General features: G+C 71.1%; 22 protein-coding genes. 12 read left to right on the forward strand and 10 right to left on the reverse strand.

Features of this window, described 5'->3' with window-relative positions; genetic code table 11:
- Nucleotides 1-172 precede the first annotated feature (172 nt).
- The gene (gene uvrA / locus ACP6CK_RS04160; RefSeq protein ID WP_426959866.1) at nucleotides 173-3,028 is read left to right on the forward strand and encodes an excinuclease ABC subunit UvrA; all 2,856 of its coding nucleotides are present in this window, start codon (nucleotides 173-175) and stop codon (nucleotides 3,026-3,028) included.
- 55 nt (nucleotides 3,029-3,083) lie between these two features.
- Nucleotides 3,084-4,391 (forward strand): ferredoxin reductase family protein, encoded by a 1,308-nt coding sequence (locus tag ACP6CK_RS04165; RefSeq protein ID WP_426957535.1) that lies wholly within the window; start codon nucleotides 3,084-3,086, stop codon nucleotides 4,389-4,391.
- A 10-nt stretch (nucleotides 4,392-4,401) separates the two neighbouring features.
- Here ACP6CK_RS04165 and ACP6CK_RS04170 read toward each other — a convergent pair whose 3' ends face one another.
- The 3 genes from ACP6CK_RS04170 to ACP6CK_RS04180 form a co-directional block, all read right to left on the reverse strand.
- Nucleotides 4,402-5,028: a hypothetical protein gene (locus ACP6CK_RS04170; RefSeq protein WP_426957537.1), complete on the reverse strand. Its 627-nt coding sequence runs from the start codon at nucleotides 5,026-5,028 to the stop codon at nucleotides 4,402-4,404.
- A gap of 139 nt (nucleotides 5,029-5,167) precedes the next feature.
- Nucleotides 5,168-5,959 (reverse strand): hypothetical protein, encoded by a 792-nt coding sequence (locus ACP6CK_RS04175; RefSeq protein WP_426957539.1) that lies wholly within the window; start codon nucleotides 5,957-5,959, stop codon nucleotides 5,168-5,170.
- Nucleotides 5,960-6,060: 101 nt separating this feature from the next.
- Complete coding sequence (locus ACP6CK_RS04180) at nucleotides 6,061-6,900, reverse strand: phytoene/squalene synthase family protein (protein WP_426957541.1); 840 nt, start codon at nucleotides 6,898-6,900, stop codon at nucleotides 6,061-6,063.
- A 203-nt stretch (nucleotides 6,901-7,103) separates the two neighbouring features.
- On the opposite strand from ACP6CK_RS04180, the gene ACP6CK_RS04185 reads away from it, so the two are divergent.
- Nucleotides 7,104-7,742 (forward strand): superoxide dismutase, encoded by a 639-nt coding sequence (locus ACP6CK_RS04185; protein WP_426957543.1) that lies wholly within the window; start codon nucleotides 7,104-7,106, stop codon nucleotides 7,740-7,742.
- Nucleotides 7,743-7,822: 80 nt separating this feature from the next.
- On the opposite strand, the gene ACP6CK_RS04190 is transcribed toward ACP6CK_RS04185, so the two are convergent.
- Nucleotides 7,823-8,047 carry a hypothetical protein gene (locus ACP6CK_RS04190; RefSeq protein WP_426957545.1) on the reverse strand — a complete coding sequence of 75 codons (225 nt, stop codon included), beginning with the start codon at nucleotides 8,045-8,047 and terminating at the stop codon, nucleotides 7,823-7,825.
- Nucleotides 8,048-8,181: 134 nt separating this feature from the next.
- On the reverse strand, nucleotides 8,182-8,529 hold the full coding sequence (yajC, locus tag ACP6CK_RS04195; protein ID WP_426957547.1) for a preprotein translocase subunit YajC: 348 nt from the start codon (nucleotides 8,527-8,529) through the stop codon (nucleotides 8,182-8,184).
- A gap of 98 nt (nucleotides 8,530-8,627) precedes the next feature.
- On the opposite strand from yajC, the gene ACP6CK_RS04200 reads away from it, so the two are divergent.
- The 3 genes from ACP6CK_RS04200 to ACP6CK_RS04210 all read left to right on the forward strand — a co-directional run bounded on the left by ACP6CK_RS04200 (nucleotide 8,628) and on the right by ACP6CK_RS04210 (nucleotide 11,417).
- Nucleotides 8,628-9,479, forward strand: coding sequence for an ATP-binding protein (locus tag ACP6CK_RS04200; RefSeq protein ID WP_426957549.1), 852 nt, complete (start codon nucleotides 8,628-8,630; stop codon nucleotides 9,477-9,479).
- Between the two features lie 100 nt (nucleotides 9,480-9,579).
- Nucleotides 9,580-10,470 (forward strand): MBL fold metallo-hydrolase, encoded by an 891-nt coding sequence (locus ACP6CK_RS04205; protein WP_426957551.1) that lies wholly within the window; start codon nucleotides 9,580-9,582, stop codon nucleotides 10,468-10,470.
- Nucleotides 10,471-10,508: 38 nt separating this feature from the next.
- Complete coding sequence (locus ACP6CK_RS04210) at nucleotides 10,509-11,417, forward strand: oxygenase MpaB family protein (protein WP_426957553.1); 909 nt, start codon at nucleotides 10,509-10,511, stop codon at nucleotides 11,415-11,417.
- A gap of 83 nt (nucleotides 11,418-11,500) precedes the next feature.
- Here the strand turns inward: ACP6CK_RS04210 and ACP6CK_RS04215 are convergent, their stop codons facing one another.
- From ACP6CK_RS04215 to ACP6CK_RS04225, 3 genes are read right to left on the reverse strand one after another with little or no spacing between them, the layout of a single operon-like run.
- On the reverse strand, nucleotides 11,501-11,980 hold the full coding sequence (locus tag ACP6CK_RS04215) for a DUF192 domain-containing protein (RefSeq protein ID WP_426957555.1): 480 nt from the start codon (nucleotides 11,978-11,980) through the stop codon (nucleotides 11,501-11,503).
- A complete protein-coding gene (gene prpB, locus ACP6CK_RS04220; RefSeq protein ID WP_426957557.1) occupies nucleotides 11,977-12,894 on the reverse strand; it encodes a methylisocitrate lyase in 918 nt (305 codons plus the stop codon). The genes ACP6CK_RS04215 and prpB overlap by 4 nt, the downstream gene beginning before the upstream one ends.
- A 51-nt stretch (nucleotides 12,895-12,945) precedes the next feature.
- Nucleotides 12,946-14,343: a sodium:proton antiporter gene (locus tag ACP6CK_RS04225; protein ID WP_426957559.1), complete on the reverse strand. Its 1,398-nt coding sequence runs from the start codon at nucleotides 14,341-14,343 to the stop codon at nucleotides 12,946-12,948.
- A gap of 152 nt (nucleotides 14,344-14,495) precedes the next feature.
- Here ACP6CK_RS04225 and ACP6CK_RS04230 point away from each other — a divergent pair, with 152 nt between their 5' ends.
- The 6 genes from ACP6CK_RS04230 to ACP6CK_RS04255 are packed head-to-tail and all read left to right on the forward strand — an operon-like array spanning nucleotide 14,496 to nucleotide 19,977.
- Nucleotides 14,496-15,218, forward strand: a complete 723-nt coding sequence (locus tag ACP6CK_RS04230) for a CoxG family protein (RefSeq protein ID WP_426957561.1) — start codon at nucleotides 14,496-14,498, stop codon at nucleotides 15,216-15,218.
- Nucleotides 15,219-15,256: 38 nt separating this feature from the next.
- Nucleotides 15,257-16,180, forward strand: coding sequence for an AAA family ATPase (locus tag ACP6CK_RS04235; RefSeq protein ID WP_426957563.1), 924 nt, complete (start codon nucleotides 15,257-15,259; stop codon nucleotides 16,178-16,180).
- Nucleotides 16,181-16,215: 35 nt separating this feature from the next.
- Nucleotides 16,216-17,331, forward strand: coding sequence for a vWA domain-containing protein (locus tag ACP6CK_RS04240; protein WP_426957565.1), 1,116 nt, complete (start codon nucleotides 16,216-16,218; stop codon nucleotides 17,329-17,331).
- Nucleotides 17,328-17,648: an XdhC family protein gene (locus ACP6CK_RS04245; RefSeq protein ID WP_426957567.1), complete on the forward strand. Its 321-nt coding sequence runs from the start codon at nucleotides 17,328-17,330 to the stop codon at nucleotides 17,646-17,648. The genes ACP6CK_RS04240 and ACP6CK_RS04245 overlap by 4 nt, the downstream gene beginning before the upstream one ends.
- Complete coding sequence (locus tag ACP6CK_RS04250) at nucleotides 17,645-18,355, forward strand: XdhC family protein (RefSeq protein ID WP_426957569.1); 711 nt, start codon at nucleotides 17,645-17,647, stop codon at nucleotides 18,353-18,355. The genes ACP6CK_RS04245 and ACP6CK_RS04250 overlap by 4 nt, the downstream gene beginning before the upstream one ends.
- Entirely contained in the window at nucleotides 18,352-19,977 is a 1,626-nt protein-coding gene (locus ACP6CK_RS04255) for an NTP transferase domain-containing protein (protein WP_426957571.1), read from the forward strand. The genes ACP6CK_RS04250 and ACP6CK_RS04255 overlap by 4 nt, the downstream gene beginning before the upstream one ends.
- 79 nt (nucleotides 19,978-20,056) lie before the next feature.
- On the opposite strand, the gene ACP6CK_RS04260 is transcribed toward ACP6CK_RS04255, so the two are convergent.
- Together ACP6CK_RS04260 and ACP6CK_RS04265 are read right to left on the reverse strand one after the other, a co-directional pair.
- Nucleotides 20,057-20,602 (reverse strand): GNAT family N-acetyltransferase, encoded by a 546-nt coding sequence (locus ACP6CK_RS04260; RefSeq protein ID WP_426957573.1) that lies wholly within the window; start codon nucleotides 20,600-20,602, stop codon nucleotides 20,057-20,059.
- Nucleotides 20,603-20,731: 129 nt separating this feature from the next.
- Entirely contained in the window at nucleotides 20,732-21,790 is a 1,059-nt protein-coding gene (locus ACP6CK_RS04265) for an alcohol dehydrogenase (protein WP_426957575.1), read from the reverse strand.
- Nucleotides 21,791-21,804 lie beyond the last annotated feature (14 nt).

Here is a 21,804-nt window from a genome sequence, read left to right on the forward strand (position 1 = left end):
CGGGGACCGGTCAGGGGCGCCCCCCGGCGACCCCTTCCCGAGGCGGTCATATGGTGTCAGAACCCCCGGAACACAATGCGAACGATCGGCGGAAATCGTGCCTGAAAGCATCACGGACAGCACCGCGAACCGCCTCTCGGAACGGGGCAGCCTCGACACCTCCGGCGGCCAGATCCGCATCCGCGGCGCCCGGGAGCACAACCTCAAGAACCTCGACCTGGACCTGCCGAAGAACACCCTGACGGTCATCACCGGCCTGTCCGGCTCCGGCAAGTCGTCCCTCGCCTTCGACACGATCTACGCCGAGGGGCAGCGCCGCTACGTCGAGTCCCTCTCGGCCTATGCCCGGCAGTTCCTGGAGCTCCAGTCGAAGCCCGACGTGGACAGCATCGAGGGCCTCTCACCCGCCATCTCGATCGAGCAGAAGACGACCTCCCACAACCCGCGCTCGACCGTCGGCACGGTGACGGAAATCGCGGACTACATGCGCCTCCTCTGGGCCCGCGTCGGCGTGCCTTACTCCCCGGCAACCGGGCTGCCGATCGAGGCCCAGTCGGTGTCCCAGATGGTGGACCGCGTCATGGCGATGCCGGAGGGCACGCGCCTCCTCGTCCTCGCCCCCGTCTCCCGGGGCCGGAAGGGCGAATGGAAGAAGGAGTTCTCCGAGATCCAGCGCCGCGGCTTCGAGCGCGTGAAGGTCAACGGCACCCTCTACCGCATCGAGGAGGTGCCGAACCTCGACAAGAAGAAGAAACACGACATCGAGGTGGTGGTGGACCGCGTCGTGGTGCGGGAAGGCACCCAGCAGCGCCTCGCCGACAGCTTCGAGACGGCCCTCGGCCTGGCCGACGGGATCGCCTACGTCGAGGGGGCCGACAACGGCGAGCGCACCGTCTTCTCCTCCCGCTTCGCCTGCCCTGTCTCCGGCTTCACCATCGAGGAGATCGAGCCCCGGCTCTTCTCCTTCAACTCGCCCCAGGGCGCCTGCCCCGAATGCGATGGGCTGGGCACTGAGACCTTCTTCGACGCGGCCCTGGTGGTGCCCGACGACGACAAGGCCCTGAACGACGGCGCCGTCGCGCCCTGGACCGGTGCCTCCTCCCCCTATTACGATCAGACCCTCGAGAGCCTTGCCCGGCACTTCAAGGTCCCGATGACCACCGCATGGTCCGACCTGAAGCCGGCGATCCGGGAGTCCATTCTTCACGGCACATCGGACGTCGTCACCCTCCGCTACAAGGACGGCCTCCGCGCCTACGAGGTGAAGAAGCCGTTCGAGGGCGTGATCCCCAACCTCGAGCGGCGCCTGCGCGAGACCGACAACCCCTGGGTGCGGGAGGAGCTGACCCGCTACCAGTCCCAGCGTCCCTGCCACGCCTGCAAGGGCTTTCGCCTCAAGCCGCAATCCCTGGCGGTGAAGATCGCCGACCTCAACATCGGTGAGGCGTCCGACCTCTCCATCCGCAAGGCGATGGCCTGGTTCGCCACGGTGTTCGACACCCTCACTGCCCAGCGCCAGGAAATCGCCCGACGGATCCTGAGGGAGATCAACGACCGCCTGCGCTTCCTCGTGGATGTCGGCCTGGACTACCTCTCCCTCGCTCGCGGCAGCGCCACCCTCTCCGGCGGCGAATCCCAGCGCATCCGCCTGGCCTCCCAGATCGGCAGTGGCTTGACCGGCGTCCTCTACGTCCTGGACGAGCCCTCCATCGGCCTCCACCAGCGTGACAACGAGCGCCTTCTGGCCACCCTCCGCCGGCTCCGCGACCTCGGCAACACGGTTCTCGTGGTGGAGCACGACGAGGACGCGATCCGCGCCGCCGACTGGCTGGTGGACATCGGCCCCGCGGCCGGCAAGGGCGGCGGCCAGATCATCGCGCAGGGCACCCCGCAGGAGGTCCAGGCCAACCCGGAAAGCCTCACCGGGGCCTATCTCTCCGGCCGCCGGAAGATCGAGGTCCCCGCCGCCCGCCGCGCGCCGGACCCCAAGCGGATGCTCCGCGTCGTCGGCGCCACCGGCAACAACCTCAAGAAGGTCACGGCCGCGCTCCCCATCGGCACCTTCGCCTGCGTCACCGGCGTCTCCGGCGGCGGCAAGTCCACCCTGGTGATCGAGACCCTCTACAAGGCCGCCGCCCGCCGCCTGATGGGCGCCGGCACCGTGCCCTCGGCCCATGACCGGATCGAGGGCCTGGAGCACCTCGACAAGATCATCGACATCGATCAGTCGCCGATCGGCCGCACCCCGCGCTCCAACCCCGCGACCTACACGGGATTGTTCGCCCCGATCCGCGACTGGTTCGCCGAGCTGCCGGACAGCCGGGCCCGCGGCTACAAGTCCGGCCGCTTCTCCTTCAACGTGAAGGGTGGCCGCTGCGAGGCCTGCCAGGGCGACGGCCTCATCAAGATCGAGATGCACTTCCTGCCGGACGTCTACGTCACCTGCGACACCTGCAAAGGCAAGCGCTACAACCGCGAGACGCTGGAAGTGAAGTTCCGCGGCAAGTCCATCTCGGACGTGCTGGACATGACCGTGACCGAAGGGCTGGAGTTCTTCTCCGCCGTCCCCGCCATCCGCGACAAGCTGAAGGTCCTGTCCGAGGTTGGCCTCGGCTACATCCACCTCGGACAGCAGGCCACGACGCTCTCGGGCGGCGAGGCCCAGCGCATCAAGCTCGCGAAAGAGCTATCGCGCCGCGCCACCGGCCGAACCCTCTACATCCTGGACGAACCGACGACCGGGCTTCATTTTGAAGACGTCCGCAAGCTGCTGGAGGTCCTTCATGCCCTCGTCGCCCAAGGCAACACCGTCGTCGTGATCGAGCACAACCTGGAGGTCATCAAGACCGCCGACTGGATCCTCGACATGGGCCCCGAGGGCGGAGAGGGCGGCGGCCGAGTCGTCGCGGAGGGGACGCCCGAACAGGTCGCCGCCAACCCCGAGAGCCACACCGGCCGCTTCCTCGCGCCACTCCTCGAAGGTCGCGCGCCCGCGGCCGCCGAGCCGAAGCGCCGCAAGCGCGCCTGACTCTGGTGCCGTCCGATCGCAGCGCCGCCACCTGGCGGCCGGGGAAGGCGCGCGCGTGAAGCCTCGTCGCGCCCCCTGGATCCTCACCGGCCTTGTCATCGCCATCACCGCCCTCCTCTGGGCGGGTGCCAAGCTCGGGGGCCAGCAGCCCGGCTTCCCACCGTTCTGGATCGCCGCGTCCCAGCTCGTCTCGCTGGAATCCCTCGCGCTGATGTCCATCGCCCTGCTCGCCGGCACCCGGGCACGGATGCTGGAACCCTTCTTCGGCGGCCTCGACGGGGCGATCCGCTTCCACCGCGCCGTCGGCCCCGCCTCTGTCCTCCTCCTCGTCGGCCACGTGCTGCTGCTCGTCATCCACTGGCTCAGCCGGGGCTACCCGATCCTGCCGCAGGTCATCCCGTTCTATGCGCCGGAGACCCGCACCCCTTACGTCCTGACCTTCTGGGGCCTCGTGGTCCTCGGCGCCCTCGCCTATTCCCGCAGCCTGAAATACGAGCCCTGGATCTGGCTCCACCGCCTCGTCGGCCCGCTCTTCGTCGGCTCGGCGGTCCACCTCTTCGTCATCGGCAGCAGCGTGCGCCACTACGAGCCCCTGCGCTCCTGGATCGCCCTGCTCGTCCTGGTCGGCGTGGTGGCCTGGTTCTACCGCGTCGTGCTCTTCCGTCGCTTCGGCCCTCGCTACGAGTACGAGGTCGGGGACGTGATACACCGCAACGGCGGCATCACCGACCTCGTCATGCGCCCGGTCGACCGCCGCATGATCTACGACCCCGGCACCTTCGTCTTCATCGCCCTCCGCGCCGCGAAGGGAGTCTCGGGCGAGCTCCACCCCTTCTCCATCTCGTCGAGCCCCGTCGAGCGCGACCTCCGCCTCTCCATCCGCCGCCTCGGCGACTGGACGCGGTCGATGGAGAAGATCACCCCGGGCGCCCGGGCCACGCTGTACGGTCCCTTCGGCATCTTCACGCCGAACGCCTTCGTGAAGCATCGCCGCCTCGTCCTGATCGGCGCGGGGATCGGCATCACGCCCTTCCTCTCGATGCTCGCCTTCGAGCGGACCAACAACGATTTCCGCCGCATCTGGCTCTACTACATCGTTCCGAACGCCGACGACGCCGCCTTCGAGCCGGAGATCCGGGACACCTACCTCAACACGAACTCCTACATCGACTACACGCTCTGGGAGACGCGGAAGCAGGGGCACATCAAGGCCCGCACCATCGTCGATGAGGTCTCCCCCTTCGGCGACTACGCCGTGATGCTCTGCGGCAACGCCCGCTTCGTGCAGGGCCTGAAGCAGCAGTTCCAGGCTCTCGGCGTCTCGCCCGATCGCGTGATCGCCGAGGAGTTCGACTTCCGCTGATCCCGGCCCGTCACGCCGGCCAGGGCCACTTGATGGTGGTGAACCCGCCGTTGCGGAGCGCCGCGTAGCGCGTGACCGGCACTTTCGGCAGCACCTCGAAGCTGTCGAGGGCGCAGCGCGTCGGGCACCTCGCCTTGAAGTCCCGCAGCCCCGGCACGTAGTTCTGCGCGATCTCGAAGCCGCCCAGCCAGGCCAGCGGCCGTCCCTTCTTCTCTCGCACCGCCGGATCCGGGTCCTCCATGACGGGCCGTGCCCGCCCATTCCAGGCCCGTAGGCTCGTCTTCGTGACCACCCAGAAGATCGTGTCCGACACGCCGAAATCCGGCGTCAGCGCGAGCTTCATCCGGAACATGTGCTGCATGTCCGTTCCGGCGTCCTCGCCCCGCCCCACGATTTCCAGGAAGGTGCCGGAGGTCATCCACCAGGGCGACGTCAAGTTCACCCAATCCGGCATGGGCGAACCGTCGTCGTAGCGCGAATGCCCGATGCGGATGAGCACCGTGCCCTTCGGGATCTTCACCTCGCTGGGATAGGTAATCCCTCCCGTCGGCGTCGGCTTTCCGGGCATGTAGCCGCGCGCATAGTCATAGCCCGATGCGCGCGCAGCGCCCTGGAATTCCGCGTCGTTCGCCGGCATGCATGACGATCCCTGATGTGGAAGGAAGGACTCGCGGTCCCCGCCGGCCGCGCGGCATCGGGGACGCTGGTCAGAGCATTCGGCCGTCACGCCGAGTGGATGCGACGCCCCGGTCAGCCCCGATCCGTGCGGCGCGTGATCAGCCCGCCGGAGCAGCCACCGCCCGCAGCCGGGCGCGCTCCTGATCATTCAGATCCGCCCAGCTCAAATCCTTGTCGAGCGGGAAGACCGCCGCACCCGGCACGGAGACGCCGAGCGCGATCCCGTGCTGCGGGTCCAGCCAGAAGGGCTCCGCCTTCTTCGGCAACTGCCAGCGGGAGGTCGCGCCCCCGTCCACCGGCGTCACCACCCAGCCCTCGCGGTCACGACCCACGAAGGACGGCACCGGCGTCAGGCGCTTTCCGGACATCTCCCGCAGCCGTCGCTTCGCCTTGCCGCCGGTCAGCATCAGGTTGATCCCGCCGATCCCCGCGCCCAGCGCCAGCAGCGCCATAACCCCGAAGGTCACCGCCCGGCTCGTGATGTTGTTCAGCCCCATGTCGGTCGTGAGCACGCCGGGCCGCGTCGGGTCGGCCATCACCTGCACGGTGTAGCTGACTATGTGCGGGTCCACGAAGATGTACTCCAGCGACTGCTCGAAGCTCCCGCCGTCCTTCGTGCGTCCCGCGGTGACCACCATGTCGCAGGTCTGCAGCAGCCCGTACTTCGAGCGGCAGCTTCCGCGCACCTGTCCCTGCACGGGCACCGCCCCGGCGCGCAGCTCCATGTCGGTCAGCAGCGTCGGCACGATGGCCTGGCTGCCCCACCAGCCCAGCCCGATCGGCATCGCCAGCAGGATCAGCCCGAAGAACCAGTTGGTCCAGGTCCGGATCGGCGCGCGCAGCGTCAGGGGCCGGTCCGGGAACGCGGTTTTCAACTCAGCGAGCCCCATGGCACGCCTCCACGTCTCGAGGGGCCCGGGCAGCCGGGCCGGATCGCCGCTGCCTTACTCCCCGCCCGGTGGTCCGACCACCCGCGCCCCGGTCACGTCTGTCACAGCCGCCCCGCCAGCCCCGCTCCCAGCACGGCCAGCCGATCTCCGATCCCGCGTGGCCCGCTGGCACGGCCCGGCCGCCAATCGTCGGAAAGCACGCGGCGGAGGTCCCGGCGGGCGAGTACCCCCGGCAGCGCCGCCGCGATTGCCGTTCGTGGCAGCCCCCGCAGCCCCGCCCGGGCCGCCTCCAGCCGCCCCAGCGCCTCCCGCGCGAGCGATGCTGCCAAGCCGGCCACCCCTGCCCCATCGAGCGGCACGGCGCCGGAAGCGGAACCGCCCAGAGCCTCCAGCTCTGCCACCGGTAGCGGGTTCCGACCCTGTGCCGCGAGGACGGGCAGGCTGCGCAGCACGCCCGCCGTGCCGTAGGCCACCCCAACCGTCTCCAGCGCAGCGCGGAACCCGTCCGGCGCCCCCAGGGCACGGCCCATTTCCGCCGCGATCCTCCCCGCAGTCCCGCGCAGGGCAGCGAAGAACGCCTCCCGGTCCGCGGGCGGCCCCTCCGCCTCCGCCTCTCGCCCCTCGACCATCGCCAACAACGCCTGCGGATCCAGCGTCCCCGCCCGGATCGCCGCGTGGAGCGGCCCCGCCACCTCGTGCCGCCGCGCCGGCGCGCCGCGTGCCGCCTCCTCCACCACGTCGCGCCACCATTGCAGCCGGATCAGCACCATGAAGGGCTCCCGCGCGGCCTCCCGAGCCCGGGCGAGTTCGTGGTTGAGCCCGATGAGCGCGAAAACTGCCTCGCGCGCCGCGGCCGGCGCGAAGAGCGCGCAGAGGAACCGGTCCGGATCGTGCCGCCGCGCGAGCGCAGCCATGTCGGAAATCCCGGTCGGTTCGGCCATGCGGCCCCTTCGCCCGCACCGCGCCCGGACGCAACCGCCCACGCCAGAATGCGCGGGGAACGGCCCGAGAACCCGTGCACGCCCGCGTCACCGCCGGTTGAAGCGGCGCCGGGTCCGTCCCAGGTCCGGCCCGGCCGCCCTTGGCGGACCGATCCCGCGGCGCGACATTGCCGCCGCGAATCCACCAGAAACGGAGAAGCCCGATGCCCTTCAGCCTGCCGCCGCTGCCCTATGATGCCGGGGCCCTGGCCGCCCGCGGCATGCAGCAGGAGACGCTCGAGCTGCACCACGGCAAACACCACCAGGCCTATGTCACCGCGCTGAACGGCCTCATCGAGAGCAAGGGCCTGCAGGGCAAGACGCTGGAGCAGATTGTCGCCGATGCCGGCAAGGCCGGGGCCGACGGGCTGCCCGTGCTCAACCAGGCCGGCCAGCACTGGAACCACCTCCTGTTCTGGCAGGTGATGTCGCCCTCCGGCGGCGACGACAAGATCCCCGGCGCGCTCGCGTCGAAGATCGACAGCGACCTCGGCGGCCTGACGAAGTTCAAGGAAGACTTCAAGCAGGCCGGCGTGACGCAGTTCGGCTCCGGCTGGGCCTGGCTGATCCAGGACGCCTCCGGCAAGCTCAAGATCACGAAGACGCCGAACGGCTCCAACCCGATCGCGACCGGCGAGGGCACGCCCCTGCTCGGCGTCGACGTGTGGGAGCACTCCTACTACCTCGACTTCCGCAACCGCCGGCCGGACTACCTCACCAACTGGCTCGACAAGCTGGTGAACTGGGAGTTCGTGGCGTCCCTGCTCGACAAGGGCGGCCTGAAGTCGGGCCAGACGGCCTGAAGAAACCCGGGCGTCGAAAGGCGCCCGGCCCACCCCCGGCCGTCGGCCAGCGCCGGGCGGCACGCCGCCCGGCAGCCGGATCAGGCGGCGTCCGCCTCGGCGGAACGCAGCCCGAGGAACTCGAGCATATCGGCGGCCAGGCGGCGATTCAGGTCCGCCTCATCGCCCACATAGATGCTGTGGGCGTTGGCCTCCAGCGAGAGGAGGCGTTCCCTCACCCCCTCGCGCGTCCTCTCGTCCGCTGCCTTCAACAGCACGCTGACAATCATCTGGAGCATGTCCAGACGCGCGGATGCTTCGTTCATGATGTCCTCCCCGGAACGATCCGGGACGCATCATGGGTGAGCAAGGCCGCTCGCGGCAACGATCCGGCACCCCCGCCCCCGATCACGGGTGGGAGTGCCCGATGGATCGTCCGCCTGGCTGGCGGCGCTGCGCCTCAGCCCTTCGCCGGTGCCGCGTCGTTCGCCGCCTGCGGCCGGATGACGCTGCCGATGGTGCCGCGCACGACCGTCACCTTCACCCCCGGCGCAATCTCCGCCTCGATCTCGTCGGAGCCCTCCTTCACGCGGGTGATGGTGGCCACCAGCCCGCCGCCCGTGACGATCCGGTCCCCGCGCTTCAGCTGCACGAGCATGTCCCGGTGGTCCTTCATCTTCCGCTGCTGCGGCCGGATGAGGATGAAGTAGAACACGATGAAGATGAGGATCAGCGGCGCGAACTGCATCAGCATGGCGGTCGCGCCGCCCGCGGCCGCGTCCTGGGCATAGGCCGGGGAGATGAACATGGGGGCTGGGCTTCCGTGCTGCGGTCAGGGGTGCCAAAGACGCGGCGGAACCTAACCGCCCGACCCCCGCCGTCAAGCCAAGGCCCATTTCCAGCCCCATGAGCGAAGCCACCCTCACCCGCATCGCGGACGCGCTGGAGCGCCTTGCCCCGCCGCCTCCGCCGCCGCCGAGCCTCCAGGGCGCCGACGCCTTCATCTGGCACCCGACCCCGCTACCCCGCCTCTCCCCCGTCCGCCGCGTCTCGGCCGTGGACATCGTCCTTCTCCAGGGGGTGGACCGCCAGAAGTCGCTCCTCCTGGAGAACACGCGCCGCTTCGCCCGCGGGCTGCCGGCCAACAACGCGATGCTCTGGGGTGCCCGGGGCATGGGCAAGTCGTCCCTGGTCAAGGCCGCCCACGCCGCCGCGAACGCGGAGACCCCGGGCAGCCTCGCCCTGATCGAGATCGCGCGGGAAGACATCCGCACCCTCCCCGACCTCCTCGAACACCTTCGAGACCAGCCCCGCCGCGCCCTCGTCTTCTGCGACGACCTGTCCTTCGAGCGCGAGGACGCCGACTACAAGGCCCTCAAATCCGTGCTGGACGGCGGCATCGCCGGTCGCCCGCCCAACGTCCTCTTCTACGCCACCTCGAACCGCCGCCACCTCATGCCGCGCGACATGATTGAGAACGAGCGCAGCACCGCCATCAACCCGAACGAGGCCGTGGAGGAGAAGGTCTCCCTCTCCGACCGCTTCGGCCTCTGGATCGGCTTCCACAACTGCGACCAGCCCACCTACCTCGCCATGGTCGAGGGCTACGCCGACGCGTTCCGCCTCCCGATCTCCCGCGACGACCTGCACGCCCGCGCCAAGGAGTGGACGGTCACCCGCGGCGGCCGCTCGGGCCGCGTGGCCTGGCAGTTCGTCATGGACCTCGCCGGCGACCTCGGCGTGCCGGTCAAGCTGTGAAGACCGGGCGCTGAGGACCCCGTCCCGGCGCGGCCCGGACGGCCGCTTCCTGAACCCGGACGGCACCCGGGCCGGCCCGGAGCTTCGCGCCGTCCGCCGCATGATGGCAGAGGGCTCCGGCGCGCCCTGGCCACCCCACATCGATGACCCTCCCGAGACCCCACCCTCGGACCCGCCCGCGGGTCATGCCGCGATCACCTTCGTCGGCCACGCGACCTTCCTCATCCGCATCGCGGGCGGGCCGACCCTGCTGACCGACCCGATCTGGTCCGACCGCTGCTCGCCGCTGCCCTGGGGCTTCCGCCGGGCCCGCGCGCCGGGGTTGCGGCTCGGAACGCTGCCGCCGCTCGACGCCGTCCTCGTCTCCCACAACCACTACGACCATCTCGACCGGCCGACCCTGCGGCGCCTCGCCGCGCGCCAGCCCGCCGGCCTGCGCATCGTCACCGGCCTCGGAAACGCCCGCCTCCTCCCCGGCTCGGGGCTCGCGTCCGAGGAACTCGACTGGTGGCAGGACGCCACCCTCCCGGGCGCCACCGTCACCTACCTCCCGATGCGCCACGCCTCCGCCCGAACCCCGTTCGACCGCGCAAGGGCCCTCTGGGGCGGCTTTGCCATCCGGACGCCGGCCGGCACGATCCTTTTCACCGGCGACACCGCCTACGGCCCGCACCTCCGCGAGATCGGCGACGCGCTCGGCCCCTCCGCCATCGGCCTCATCCCGATCGGCGCCTATGAGCCCCGCTGGTTCATGTCCCAGGTCCACATGAACCCGGAGGAGGCGCTGCGGGCCCGCGACGACCTCCGCGTCCACACCGCGGTCGCCATGCACTTCGGAACCTTCAAGCTGACGCAGGAAGGGATCGACGCCCCCGCCAGGGACCTTGCCGCCCATCGCGCCGCCGCTGGCCTGCCCCCGGCGCGCTTCATCGTTCCGCGCTTCGGTGAAACCCTCATCATCCCGCTCGGCCCCGCGGACGCGGGCCCCTGACCCTTTCCCGGCGGCGGCCCGCCGCCATATCCGGAAGGATGCCGCCCGCCCTCCCCGACCTTCTCGCCAGCCGCATCCGGCAGGCGATCACCGCCCCGGTCGTTGCCCTCCTCAATGACCGGACCCGCGGCGAGCGCCCCGTGACCCGCCGCCCGGACGGCCTCTTTGGCCCGAACTCTGTCGCTTGGCGGGTCCATGGCGACGTCACCGGCATGATGGTCGGCGGCATCACCGGCCTCCTGCTCCAGATGCTCCACCCCGCCGTGCTCGCCGGCGTCTGGGACCATTCGAGCTTCCGCACCGACATGCTCGGCCGCCTTCGCCGGACCGCTCGCTTCATCGCCGTCACGACCTATGCCAGCCGGGAAGACGCAGAGGCCCTCATCGCCCGTGTCCGCCAGATCCACTGGGGCGTCCGCGGCACCCTGCCGGACGGCCGATCCTACTCGGCCGACGACCCCTCCCTTCTCGCATGGGTCCATGTCACCGAAGCGACGAGCTTCCTCGACGCCTGGATCCGCTACGCCGACCCATCCATGGCGCCGCGCGACCAGGACCGCTACTTCGCGGAGATGGCCGTCATCGCAGAGGGTCTGGGCGCCGCCCCCATCCCGCGCACCCGCGCCGAGGCCCGGGCCCTCATCCAGGCCACCCGCCCCCAACTCCTCTGCGACGGCCGCACGCGGGAGGTGGCGCGCCTGCTCCTGAACCAGCCTGCCCCGCACCGGTTGGCCGAGCCGGTCCAATCCCTGACCATGGCCGCCGCCGTGGACCTTCTGCCGGAATGGGCCCGCCAGATGCACGGCCTGCGCGATCCTGCTCCCGGCTCCTTGTTGATCCGGCCGGGGATGCGCGCCGTCGCCGGGACGCTTCGCTGGGCGTTCAGTCGCCCCGCGAGCCAGACGCCGGGCCGCTCCGTCACCAGCCCGGCCCTGCAGCGCGGTTAGGCCAGGGCTCCATCCCGCGCGAGAGGGGGAAGGAAGCCCCCCCGAGGACGTCCCGCGATGTCAGCCCCAGGCAGTTCGGACGCCTACCGCCCCGTGCCGAAAATCCGCTGCTCCACGCGGTCGCCGACCCGGATGCCCAGCCGCTCCGCGGTCCCGGCCGCCAATTCCAGCGTCGCCCGCACCGGCCCGCCGGAGCTGATGGTCGCCAGAGACAGCGGCACCGTCCGCTCCGCGATCCGCAGCACCTGCCCGGACTGCGTGATGAAGACCATGTCCAGCGAGGTGATGGTGTTCCGCATCCACATCGCGGATTCCCGCGGCTGCCCCCAGTCAAACAGCATCCCCTCGTTCGGCCCGACCTGAGGCCGGAACATCAGCCCGATCATCTGCTGCTCGGGCCGGAGGGCCATCTCGACCTGGAACTCGTGGCGTGTCCCGTCGCGGGTCACGATGGCCAGCGGCTCGGTCGGCAGGCGCGGCTGCGGGCCGTCCTGCGCGCCCGCGGTGATAGCCGCCGCAACCGGCAGCAGGGCCGCCAGGGCCAGGAGCGAACGACGGATCATCGCGCCGGCATCTCCGGAATGACGGTCTTCACGAGGGAGGCGTCCAGCGCCTCGTAGTCGTGATACCCGATCGTCTCGTAGAGCTGCGCCCGCGTCTGCATGCGCCCGACGATCCCCTGCGTGCCGCCCTCGTCCCGGATCGCCGCATAGGTGTCCTCCATGGCCCTGTTCGCCATGCGGAGATGCGAGACCGGCCAGATGACCATGTGATAGCCCATCTCCTCGAACTCCTTGTCCGTGTAGAAGGGCGTCTTGCCGAACTCGGTCATGTTCGCCAGCAGCTTCACGCCGGGCATGCGCCTCGCGAACTCCCGGAACATCTCGGCCGTGTTCAGCGCCTCCGGGAAGATCGCGTCGGCCCCAGCCTCCAGGTACCGCTTCGCCCTGGCCACCGCGCCGTCCATCCCCTCGCTCGCCGCCGCGTCGGTGCGCGCGATGATGTAGAGGTGCCGCCGGGCCTTCCGCGCCGCCGCCACCTTCGCCGCCATGTCGTCGGGGGTAGCCAGCTTCTTGTCGTTCAGGTGCCCGCACTTCTTCGGAAGCAGCTGGTCCTCCAGCTGCACCGCGGCCGCCCCCGCCTCCTCGAAGGCACGGACCATGTGCATGACGTTGAGCGCCTCCCCGAAGCCGGTGTCACCGTCCACCAGCATCGGCAGTCCCGCCGCCCGCGCCACCTGGCGGACGTAGAAGCAGACCTCGTCCACCGTGATCATGCCGAGATCCGGCAGCCCCATCGTGGCCGACATGGCCGCGCCGGAGAGGTACAGCGCCTCGAAGCCCGCCTTCTTCGCGAGCAGCGCGGAGATCCCGAGATGCGCGCCCGGCATGCGAAGGATGCCGGAACGCTCCAGCAGCGCCCGGAACCGCTCTCCAGCGGGCGCATCCGGCAGATCAGAGCCAATCACATAGGGCATGATGGACGAACCTCACGAAAGGAAGCCGACGGGCGGGACCGCAGCGGCCCGTCACCGGAAGAACACGAAGGTCACCAGCAGGAAGAGCGGCACCAGCACCGCCCCCGCCCACGCAGCATAGCCGAAGAAGGAGGGCATCCGCGCCCCCCGCTCCTCCACGATCGCCTTGACCATGAAGTTCGGCGCGTTGCCGATATAGGTGTTGGCACCCATGAACACCGCGCCGCAGGAGATCGCGGCAAGGGTCAGGGCGCCCGGCCCGGTCAGGGCGGCCGCATCGCCCCCCGCCAGGTTGAAGAAGACGAGGTAGGTCGGCGCATTGTCGAGCACCGAGGACAGGATCCCTGCACCCCAGAAATACGCCCAGGGAAGCGGCGCCCCATCCGGGCCCGAAAGCATCCCGACCAGCCCGCCCAGAGGGCCGGCGGCCCCGGCGCGCATCATCGCGAGCACCGGCGCCATGGTCAGGAAGATGGCCGCGAAAAGCTTCGCCACCTCCTTCATCGCCCCCCAGCCGAACTCGTTCTCCTCGCGGATCTGAAAGGGTGTGAAGTGCATCGACGCCCAGGCGACCCCGATGAACACTGCCATCCCCAGCATCCGCTCGATCGGGGTCTCGACGCCCAGGACCGATATGGAACCGGGATGCCAGACCCCTTGCAGCAGCACGACCGCGACCACGGCGGCCAGCAGGACGAGGTTGACCCGCCCTGACAGCCGGAAGCGCTCCGGCGGCAGGTCCGGCACGGCGCCCTCCTCCCGCCGGTGCTGCACCGTGTCGAGCGCGAAAAAGACGGCCAGCAGGATGGCCGCGCAGAACAGCACCTCCTGCCAGAGATGCGTGAGCGGCCAGAAGAACGGCACTCCCGCCAGGAAGCCGAGGTAGAGCGGCGGATCGCCCAGTGGCGTCAGCCCACCCCCGATATTCGCGACGAGAAAGGTGAAGAACACGAAGACATGCGTGGCATACTGCCGGTGCGCGTTGGCCCGGATCAGCGGCCGGATCATCAGCATCGCTGCGCCGGTCGTGCCCATGACGCTCGCGATAACGGTTCCCACCGCCAGCAGCGCCGTGTTGCTTGCCGGTGTCCCGGACAGCCGGCCCCGCAGGAGCACCCCGCCCCCGGTGGTGTAGAGCGCCAACAGCAGCGTCACGAAGGGAAGATACTCCTCCAGCACGACATGGGCGAGCACGCCCCCGGCCGCGCCGGCGCCGTGACCGATCGCAAAGGGCAGCAGGAACAGAGCCCCCCACCCCGCCGCCACCTTTCCGTAATGATGGTGCCAGAGCCGCGGGAGCAGCAGCGGCAGGACCGCGATGGACAGCAGCATCCCGGCGAAGGGCAGCCCCAGCCAGGGCGAGAGCGCCGCCCCGTCCAGGCCCGCCGCCGCCCAGGCGGCACCGGGCCAGAGGATCACCCCGGCCATCCCAACCGCGACCCTCTGCATCACACCTCCGGCGCCACCGGAACCGCCTATCACCGGCCCCCTTCGGGAACCAGATGCGCCCCTGCCCTTCCCCCCGGCGCGCACCATCCCTAGTTTGCGGCCACCGCACGCGCCACCGGCGCGCGCCCCAGACGCAGAGGACGAAACCCCGCATGGACATGACGGGCAGCCGCCGGATCGAGGCGCCGCGCACCCGCGTCTGGGACGCGCTCAACGACCCCGAGGTGCTCCGCCTGTCGATCCCGGGCTGCGAGTCTGTGGAGCGCACCGGCCCCGACTCCTTCCAGGCCCGCGTCGCCGTCCGCATCGGCCCCATGTCCGCGAAGTTCGGCGGCAAGGTCACCCTGACGAACATCCGCCCGCCCGAGGGCTACACGATCACGGGTGAGGGCCAGGGCGGCGCCATGGGCTTCGCCGGCGGCGGCGCCGATGTGAGCCTCGTCGAGGAGGGCCCGACCACGACCACCCTGAACTACGACGTGAAAGCGCAGGTCGGCGGCAAGATGGCCCAGCTCGGCGCCCGCCTGGTGGACAGCACCGCCCGCCAGATGGCCGACCAGTTCTTCGACCGCTTCGCCGCCCATGTCGCGGCGCCCGTGGCGCCCGTCGCCACCACCACCGACACCGTCATCACCACCGGAACCGACACCATGGCCACGACCCGCGTCTCCGATGCTCCCGCCACCAGCACCACCCAATCCGGCATCGTCGTCGGCCCGGCCGCGCCGAACCGTCCGACCGGCGCCCCCAGCCGCACCGCCTCGGTCAACCTCTTCAGCCTTATTCCCCGCGAGCCCTACGGCCTTCCGATCAACTTCTGGATCGGTGCCGCCCTCATGGTGGTCGTGCTCGGCCTCCTCTTCGTGATCGGCTGACCGCAGACTTGTCCGACCGCGCCTTGCCGGAGCGCCCTTTGTCCGACAAGGGGGGCGCGCTCCCGCCCGACGTCGCCGCCACCGGGGCCCTGCTCTCGGCGGGCGGCTACGTCGCGGACACCGCGCTGGCCACCACGGTCCACCTCGCCCTCGCCATGGGCCGCCCCCTGCTGCTGGAAGGGGAGCCCGGGACCGGCAAGACCGAGATCGCGAAGGTCCTGGCCGCGCAGCTCCCGCGCCGCCTGGTGCGCCTGCAATGCCATGACGGCATGGACCTCTCCTCCGCCGCGTATGAGTGGAACCATGCGCGTCAGCTGATGGCGATCCGCCTCGCCGAGGCCGCCGGTTCCGCCGAAGACCGGGACCGGCTGGAGGACAGCCTCTACACGCGGCACTTCCTGGAATCCCGCCCCCTTCTCCAGGCGATCGAGGGCACGCCGGCCCTCCTCCTGATCGACGAGCTGGACCGGGCGGACGAGCCCTTCGAGGCGTTCCTCCTCGAGGTCCTGGCCGACTTCCAGATCACGATTCCCGAGCTCGGCACCATCCGCGCCCCGACGCCCCCGGTGGTCATCATCACCTCCAACCGCACGCGGGAGGTCCACGACGCAATCCGCCGCCGCTGCCTCTACCACTGGGTGGACTACCCCGACGCCCGGCGCGAACGCGCCATCCTCGCCCTCCGCGCGCCGGAGGTCCCGGAGGTCCTGAACGCCCAGGTCGTCGCCTTCGTCCAATCCCTCCGCGGCGGCGACACCCTCTTCAAGCCGCCAGGCGTGGCGGAGACGGTCGACTGGGCCCGCGCCCTGACCGCCCTGAACGCCCGCGAGCTGGAGCCCTCCACCACTGAGGCCACCCTCGGCGTCCTCCTGAAATACCAGGACGACATCGCGAAGCTCCGTGGCGCCGAGGTTGCCCGCCGCGTCGAGGAGGCACGGGAACTCACCGCGCCGTCGGTCTGACCGCGCTCGCCGACAACCTCCAGGCCTTCGGCCGGATGCTCCGCCGCGCCGGCCTCCCCGTCGGTCCGTCCGACTCCCTTCTCGCCACCGAGGCCCTGCGTCACGTCTCCCTGGCCGACCGCCGCCAGTTCCGCGCCGCCCTCCGCGCCGCGATGATCCGCCGCCGGGACCAGTACGAGGTCTTCGACCACGCCTTCGACCTCTTCTGGCGCGACCCCGACGCCCCCCGCGCCCCCTCCGACCCCGACGCCGCGCCCCCGGCGATCCCCCCGGCCGCTCGCCGCGCGGCCGAAGCGATGCCCGGCGCCAACCAGCCCCGGGCCCAGCAGGAACCGACCCCACCGCGCGAAGACGCCGCCCTCACGACCAGCGACCGCGAGCGCCTGAACCGCCTGGACTTCGAGGCCATGTCCGCCGCCGAGCTCGAGGACGCCAAGCGCGAGATCAGGAAGCTCGTCCTCCCCCTCGCTCACCGCCCCACCCGCCGCTTCCGCCCCGACCCCGCCGGCCCGCGCACGGACCTCCGCGCCACCCTCCGCACCGCCATGCGCCAGGGCGGCGAGATCACGGAGATCGCCCACCGCCGCCGCATCACGCGCCCGCCGCCGCTCGTCCTCCTCTGCGACGTCTCGGGAAGCATGGCCCGCTACACGCAGATCCTGCTGCATTTCCTCCACGCCGTCGCGAACGACCGGGACCGCGTCCATTCCTTCGTCTTCGGGACCCGCCTGACGAACATCACCCGCGCCCTGAAGAACCGCGATCCCGAGGTCGCCTTCCAGGCCGTCTCCCACATCCTGCCCGACTGGTCCGGCGGCACCCGCATCGGCGAGGCCCTGGCCAGCTTCAACCGCCTCTGGGCCCGTCGCGTGCTCGGCCAGGGCGCGGTCGTCCTGCTGATCACCGACGGCCTCGACCGCGGCGGCGCCGAGGGGCTGTCTGAACAGGCCGAACGCCTGCACAATTCCTGCCGCCGCCTGATCTGGCTCAACCCACTCCTGCGTTTTGCGGGGTTCCAGCCCCGCGCCGCGGGCATACGCGCCCTCCTCCCCCACGTGCACGAACATCGCCAAGTGCATAACCTGGACAGCCTGCGGTCCCTCGTCGCCACCCTGTCCGCGACCGGGCCCGCCCCACGGAGGATCGCATGAGCGGCACCGAGGACATTCTCTCCATCGCCCGCGGCTGGCACGACGCCGGCGAACGGGTCGCCATCGCCACGGTGGTCGAGACCTGGGGCTCATCCCCCCGCCCCGCCGGCTCCCGTCTCGCGGTCACCGAATCGGGCCGCCTCGCCGGCTCCGTCTCCGGCGGCTGCATCGAGGGTGCCGTGGCAGACATCGCGAAGCAGGTGATGAACACGGGCACCCCCCAGCTCCTCGACTTCGGCATCACCGATGAGCGCGCCTGGGAAGTCGGCCTCGCCTGTGGCGGCAAGCTGAAGGTCTTCGTGGAACCCCTGTCGTGACTCCCGAGACCCTCGCCCGCCTCGCCGCCGCCCGAGAGGCCCGCCGCCCCGTCGCCTTACTGACCCGCTTGCCCGACGGCGCCCAGCACCTCTACCCCGAGGACCCCGTTCCACCCGCCGTCGCGGAAGCCGCAGCGAGCGCCCTTCACGACGATCGAACCGGCCCCGCAGAGGTCGCCGGCGAGACCTGGTTCATCCACCCCCATAACCCGCCGCCGCGCCTAATCGTGGTGGGTGCGGTCCACGTCGCCCAGGCTCTCGTCCCCATGGCGGTCGCCGCCGGCTTCGCCGTGACCGTCGTGGACCCGCGCCGTGCCTTCGCGACGGAGGAGCGCTTTGCCGAGGGCGCCACCCTCGTTACCGAATGGCCCGATGACGCCCTCGCTGCCCTGAAGCCGGACGATCGCACCGCCATCGCCACCCTCACCCACGACCCGAAGCTGGACGATCCGGCCCTGGACGCAGCGCTGAAGTCTCCCGCCTTCTACATCGGCGCCCTGGGTTCCCGCCGGACCCATGCGAAGCGGGTGGACCGCCTGACCGAGCTCGGCCACGGCCCGGACGCCATCGCCCGCATCCAGGCCCCGATCGGCCTCGATATCGGTGCCGTGACCGCGCCGGAGATCGCCCTTTCCATCGTCGCCCAGCTGGTCCAGGCCCGCCGCGGCGGCCCGAAATCCGCCCGGGCGGAAAAGAAGGCCGCGTGATCTTCGGCCCCACCCCGCTCGCGGAGGCGAAGGGCGCCGTCCTCGCCCACACCATCCGCCTGCCCGACCGCGTCCTGAAGAAGGGCACGGTGCTGGACGACCCCGCCCTGGCGGCACTGCACGCCGCGAACTTCCGGGAGGTCACGGCCGCCCGCCTCGAGCCGGGCGACGTGCATGAGGACGAGGCCGCCGACCGCCTCGCCAACGCGCTGCTGCGCCCCCTTCTCGCCCGAACCCGCGCCGCCACCGGCCGCGTGAACCTCACGGCCGAGACGGCAGGCCTGCTGCGCGTGGACAAGTCGCTCCTCGACCGCCTGAACGATCTCGACGAGAGCCTCACCGTCGCCACCCTTCCCGACCACGCCGTGGTGGCGCCGAAGGACATGCTGGCGACGATCAAGATCATCCCCTTTGCCGCCCCCGCCGCGGCCCTGCAGGTCGCGGAGGCGATGCTCCGGGGGACCAGCCCCCTCACACTCCACCCCTTCCGCCCGCTGAAGGTCGGCCTCGTCGCCTCCTCGCTCCCGGGGATGAAGCCGAGCATCGTGGAGAACGGCATCGAGGCGACGGAAGCCCGCGTGACCGCCCTCGCCGGCACCCTCCTCCCGCCCGAGCGCACCCCGCACGACACCGCCGCCATCGCGGACGCCCTGACCCGTCTCCGCAAATCGGGCGCCGACCTCCTGCTCGTGATGGGGGCCTCGGCCGTGGTGGATCGGCGGGACGTGGCCCCCGCCGCCCTCGTCCGCGCCGGCGGCCGGATCGAGCATTTCGGCATGCCCGTGGACCCCGGGAACCTGATCTGCCTCGGCCGCATCGGCGAGACCCCGGCCATGGTCCTGCCGGGCTGCGCCCGCAGCCCGAAGACCAACGGCTTCGACTGGATCCTCGAACGCCTCTTCGCCGACGTCCCCGTCGCTCCGCGCGACATCACCCGCATGGGGGTCGGAGGGCTGCTCAAGGAAATCGAGACCCGCCCGATGCCCCGCGGCGAGGCCGCCCGCTCCGCGCCCACCACCCCGCCGCGCCGCCCGCGCCGGATCGCCGGCCTCGTGCTGGCGGCGGGCCGCTCGCGCCGCATGGCGCCCCTGAACAAGCTCCTCGTCACCGATCCGGACGGCCGCATGATGATCGCGCGGGTCGTGGACGCGGTCCTGGCCAGCCGCGCACGGCCGGTGATCGTCGTGACCGGCCATGAGCGCGACCGTGTCGAGGAGGCTCTCGCCAACCGCCCCGTCCGCTTCGTCCACGCCGACGACTACGCCCAGGGCCTCTCCGCCTCGCTCAAGGCAGGCATCGCTGCCATCCCGGAGGACGCGGAGGGCGTCCTCGTCTGCCTCGGAGACATGCCGCTGGTGACGCCGGCGGTTCTCGACCGCCTCCTCGCCGCCTTCGACCCGGAGGAGGGCCGCGCCATCATCCAGCCGACCTTCCGCGGCAAGCAGGGCAACCCCGTCCTGTGGGGCCGCGAATTCTTCGAGGAGATGCTGTCCATCACCGGCGATGTCGGCGCCCGCCACCTCACGGGCCGGCACGCCGACCGCCTGGCGAATGTGGAGGTCGCGGATGACGGCGTCCTCCGCGACTTCGACACGGCCGAGACCCTCAAGGGGTTGGTCTGACGGGCTCGCCCTCTCACGCGGTCACTGCAGGCAAGGGTGCGGCCGTCAGAAGCGCCACCGGGACGGGGCACCGGGTCGATCAGACGCCGGTCGGGACCCAGAACCGCCATTTCGGCACGGCGCCATGTGCTTCAGTCCCGTCCGGCACGCCCCCGTTCGCCTCGATCACCCGCCGGGACGCGTCATTTCCCACGTCGCAGGTCACGAGCACCCGCCGCAGGCCGGCCTCCGCGGCCAGCGGCAGCATTATCGCGAGCGCCCGACGGGCCACCCCGCGCCCCCGTTCCCAGGGCACGACGGCATAGCCGACGTGGCCGGACACGTGCGGCGGCAACGCCTCCGTCCCCGGCACGAAGCGAAGGTTGATCAGCCCGAGGAACCGCTCTCCGACGATCCAGCGGATCCGCCCGGGCAGCCGCGGCACCGGCGCCCCGTCCGGCCCGGCAGCCAGCCCACCCTCCGTCCGAGCCTGATCCGCCAGGAACGCGTCCGCATCCGCCCGGATCGCCGCCAGATGGTCTGCGCTGACATCGCGAGAGGTGTTCGGTGACCAACCCGCTTCCAGCGCAGCCCGATACCCCGGCAGCCAGTGATGCCCGGGCGTGACGAGCCGAACCTCGCTCACCAGCCCACTCCGCGTCCGGCCATGGACGTCAGGACCGACGGAAGGCGCAACGTGGTGCGGGCGATGCCCACAGGAGCGGCCGCTTGCACGCCCCCCGCCTCTGCCCTCCCCGTCGGCAACTCACGCGGCTCAGGCCGCCTCTGCGCGCAGCACCACCCGCCCCGTGACCTTTCCGTCCCGCAACCGCTCCAGCACCGCGTTCGCCTCAGGCATCGGTACGGTCGCGACCGGCAGCGGCGCCAACTTCCCGGCGCGCGCCAGCGCCAGCACCTCCCGCAACTCGCTGAGTGATCCGACATAGGACCCCCGCACCGTCAGCGATCGGATCGCCATGAGCGGGAGGGGCAGGGACAGCTCCCCGCCGAACAACCCGACCTGCACCAGCATCCCGCCCTTGCCCAGCGCGTCGAAGGCGAAGCGCGCCGTCGCCGTCCCGTTCACCAGGTCCACCACCGCCATCGCAGGCCCGCCGCAGGCCGCCACGATCCGCGCGGTGACATCCGTGTCCGCCAGCACCGTCTCCGACGCCCCGGCCGCCTTCGCCGCCTCCAGCTTCTCCGCGGACACGTCCACCGAGACGATGCGCCGGTGCCCCATCGCGCGCAGCATATGAACCGCGTTCAGTCCGAGCCCGCCCGCCCCCACCAGCACCACCGGCTGGTCCGGCGGCAGGTGGCCCAGCTTCCGGATCGCCGAATAGACCGTGATGCCCGAGCACGCGTAGGTCGCGGCCACCGACGGCTCCACGCCCTCCAAGTCGATCAGGTACCGCGCATCCGGCACCAGCACGTGCGTCGCATAGCCGCCGTTCCGATAGACGCCGAGCGACTGGGACTTCACGGCGCACATGTTCTCGTCGCCCACCGCGCAGCGCTCGCAGGTGCCGCAGCCGAGCCAGGGATACACCACCTTCATCGCGCCGACCGTGACCTCCGCCTCCGGCCCCGCCGCCGCCACGCGCCCGACGATCTCGTGTCCCATCGCCAGCGGTAGCACGACGCCGCGGTCCTGCAGGGACAGTCGCCCGCGGCTGCCCAGGTCGTAGCCGCCCTCCCAGATGTGCAGGTCCGAATGGCAGACGCCGCAATGCGTCACCTCTACCAGCACTTCCCGCCCCTGGGGCACGGGCGTCTCCCATTCCAGCTCGGCGAGGGGCTTCCCCGTCTCCACCACGGCCCAGGCGCGCATCGGATCCCTCCCAA

Source organism: Muricoccus radiodurans (genome assembly GCF_050154705.1).
GTDB classification, from domain to species: domain Bacteria; phylum Pseudomonadota; class Alphaproteobacteria; order Acetobacterales; family Acetobacteraceae; genus Roseomonas; species Roseomonas radiodurans.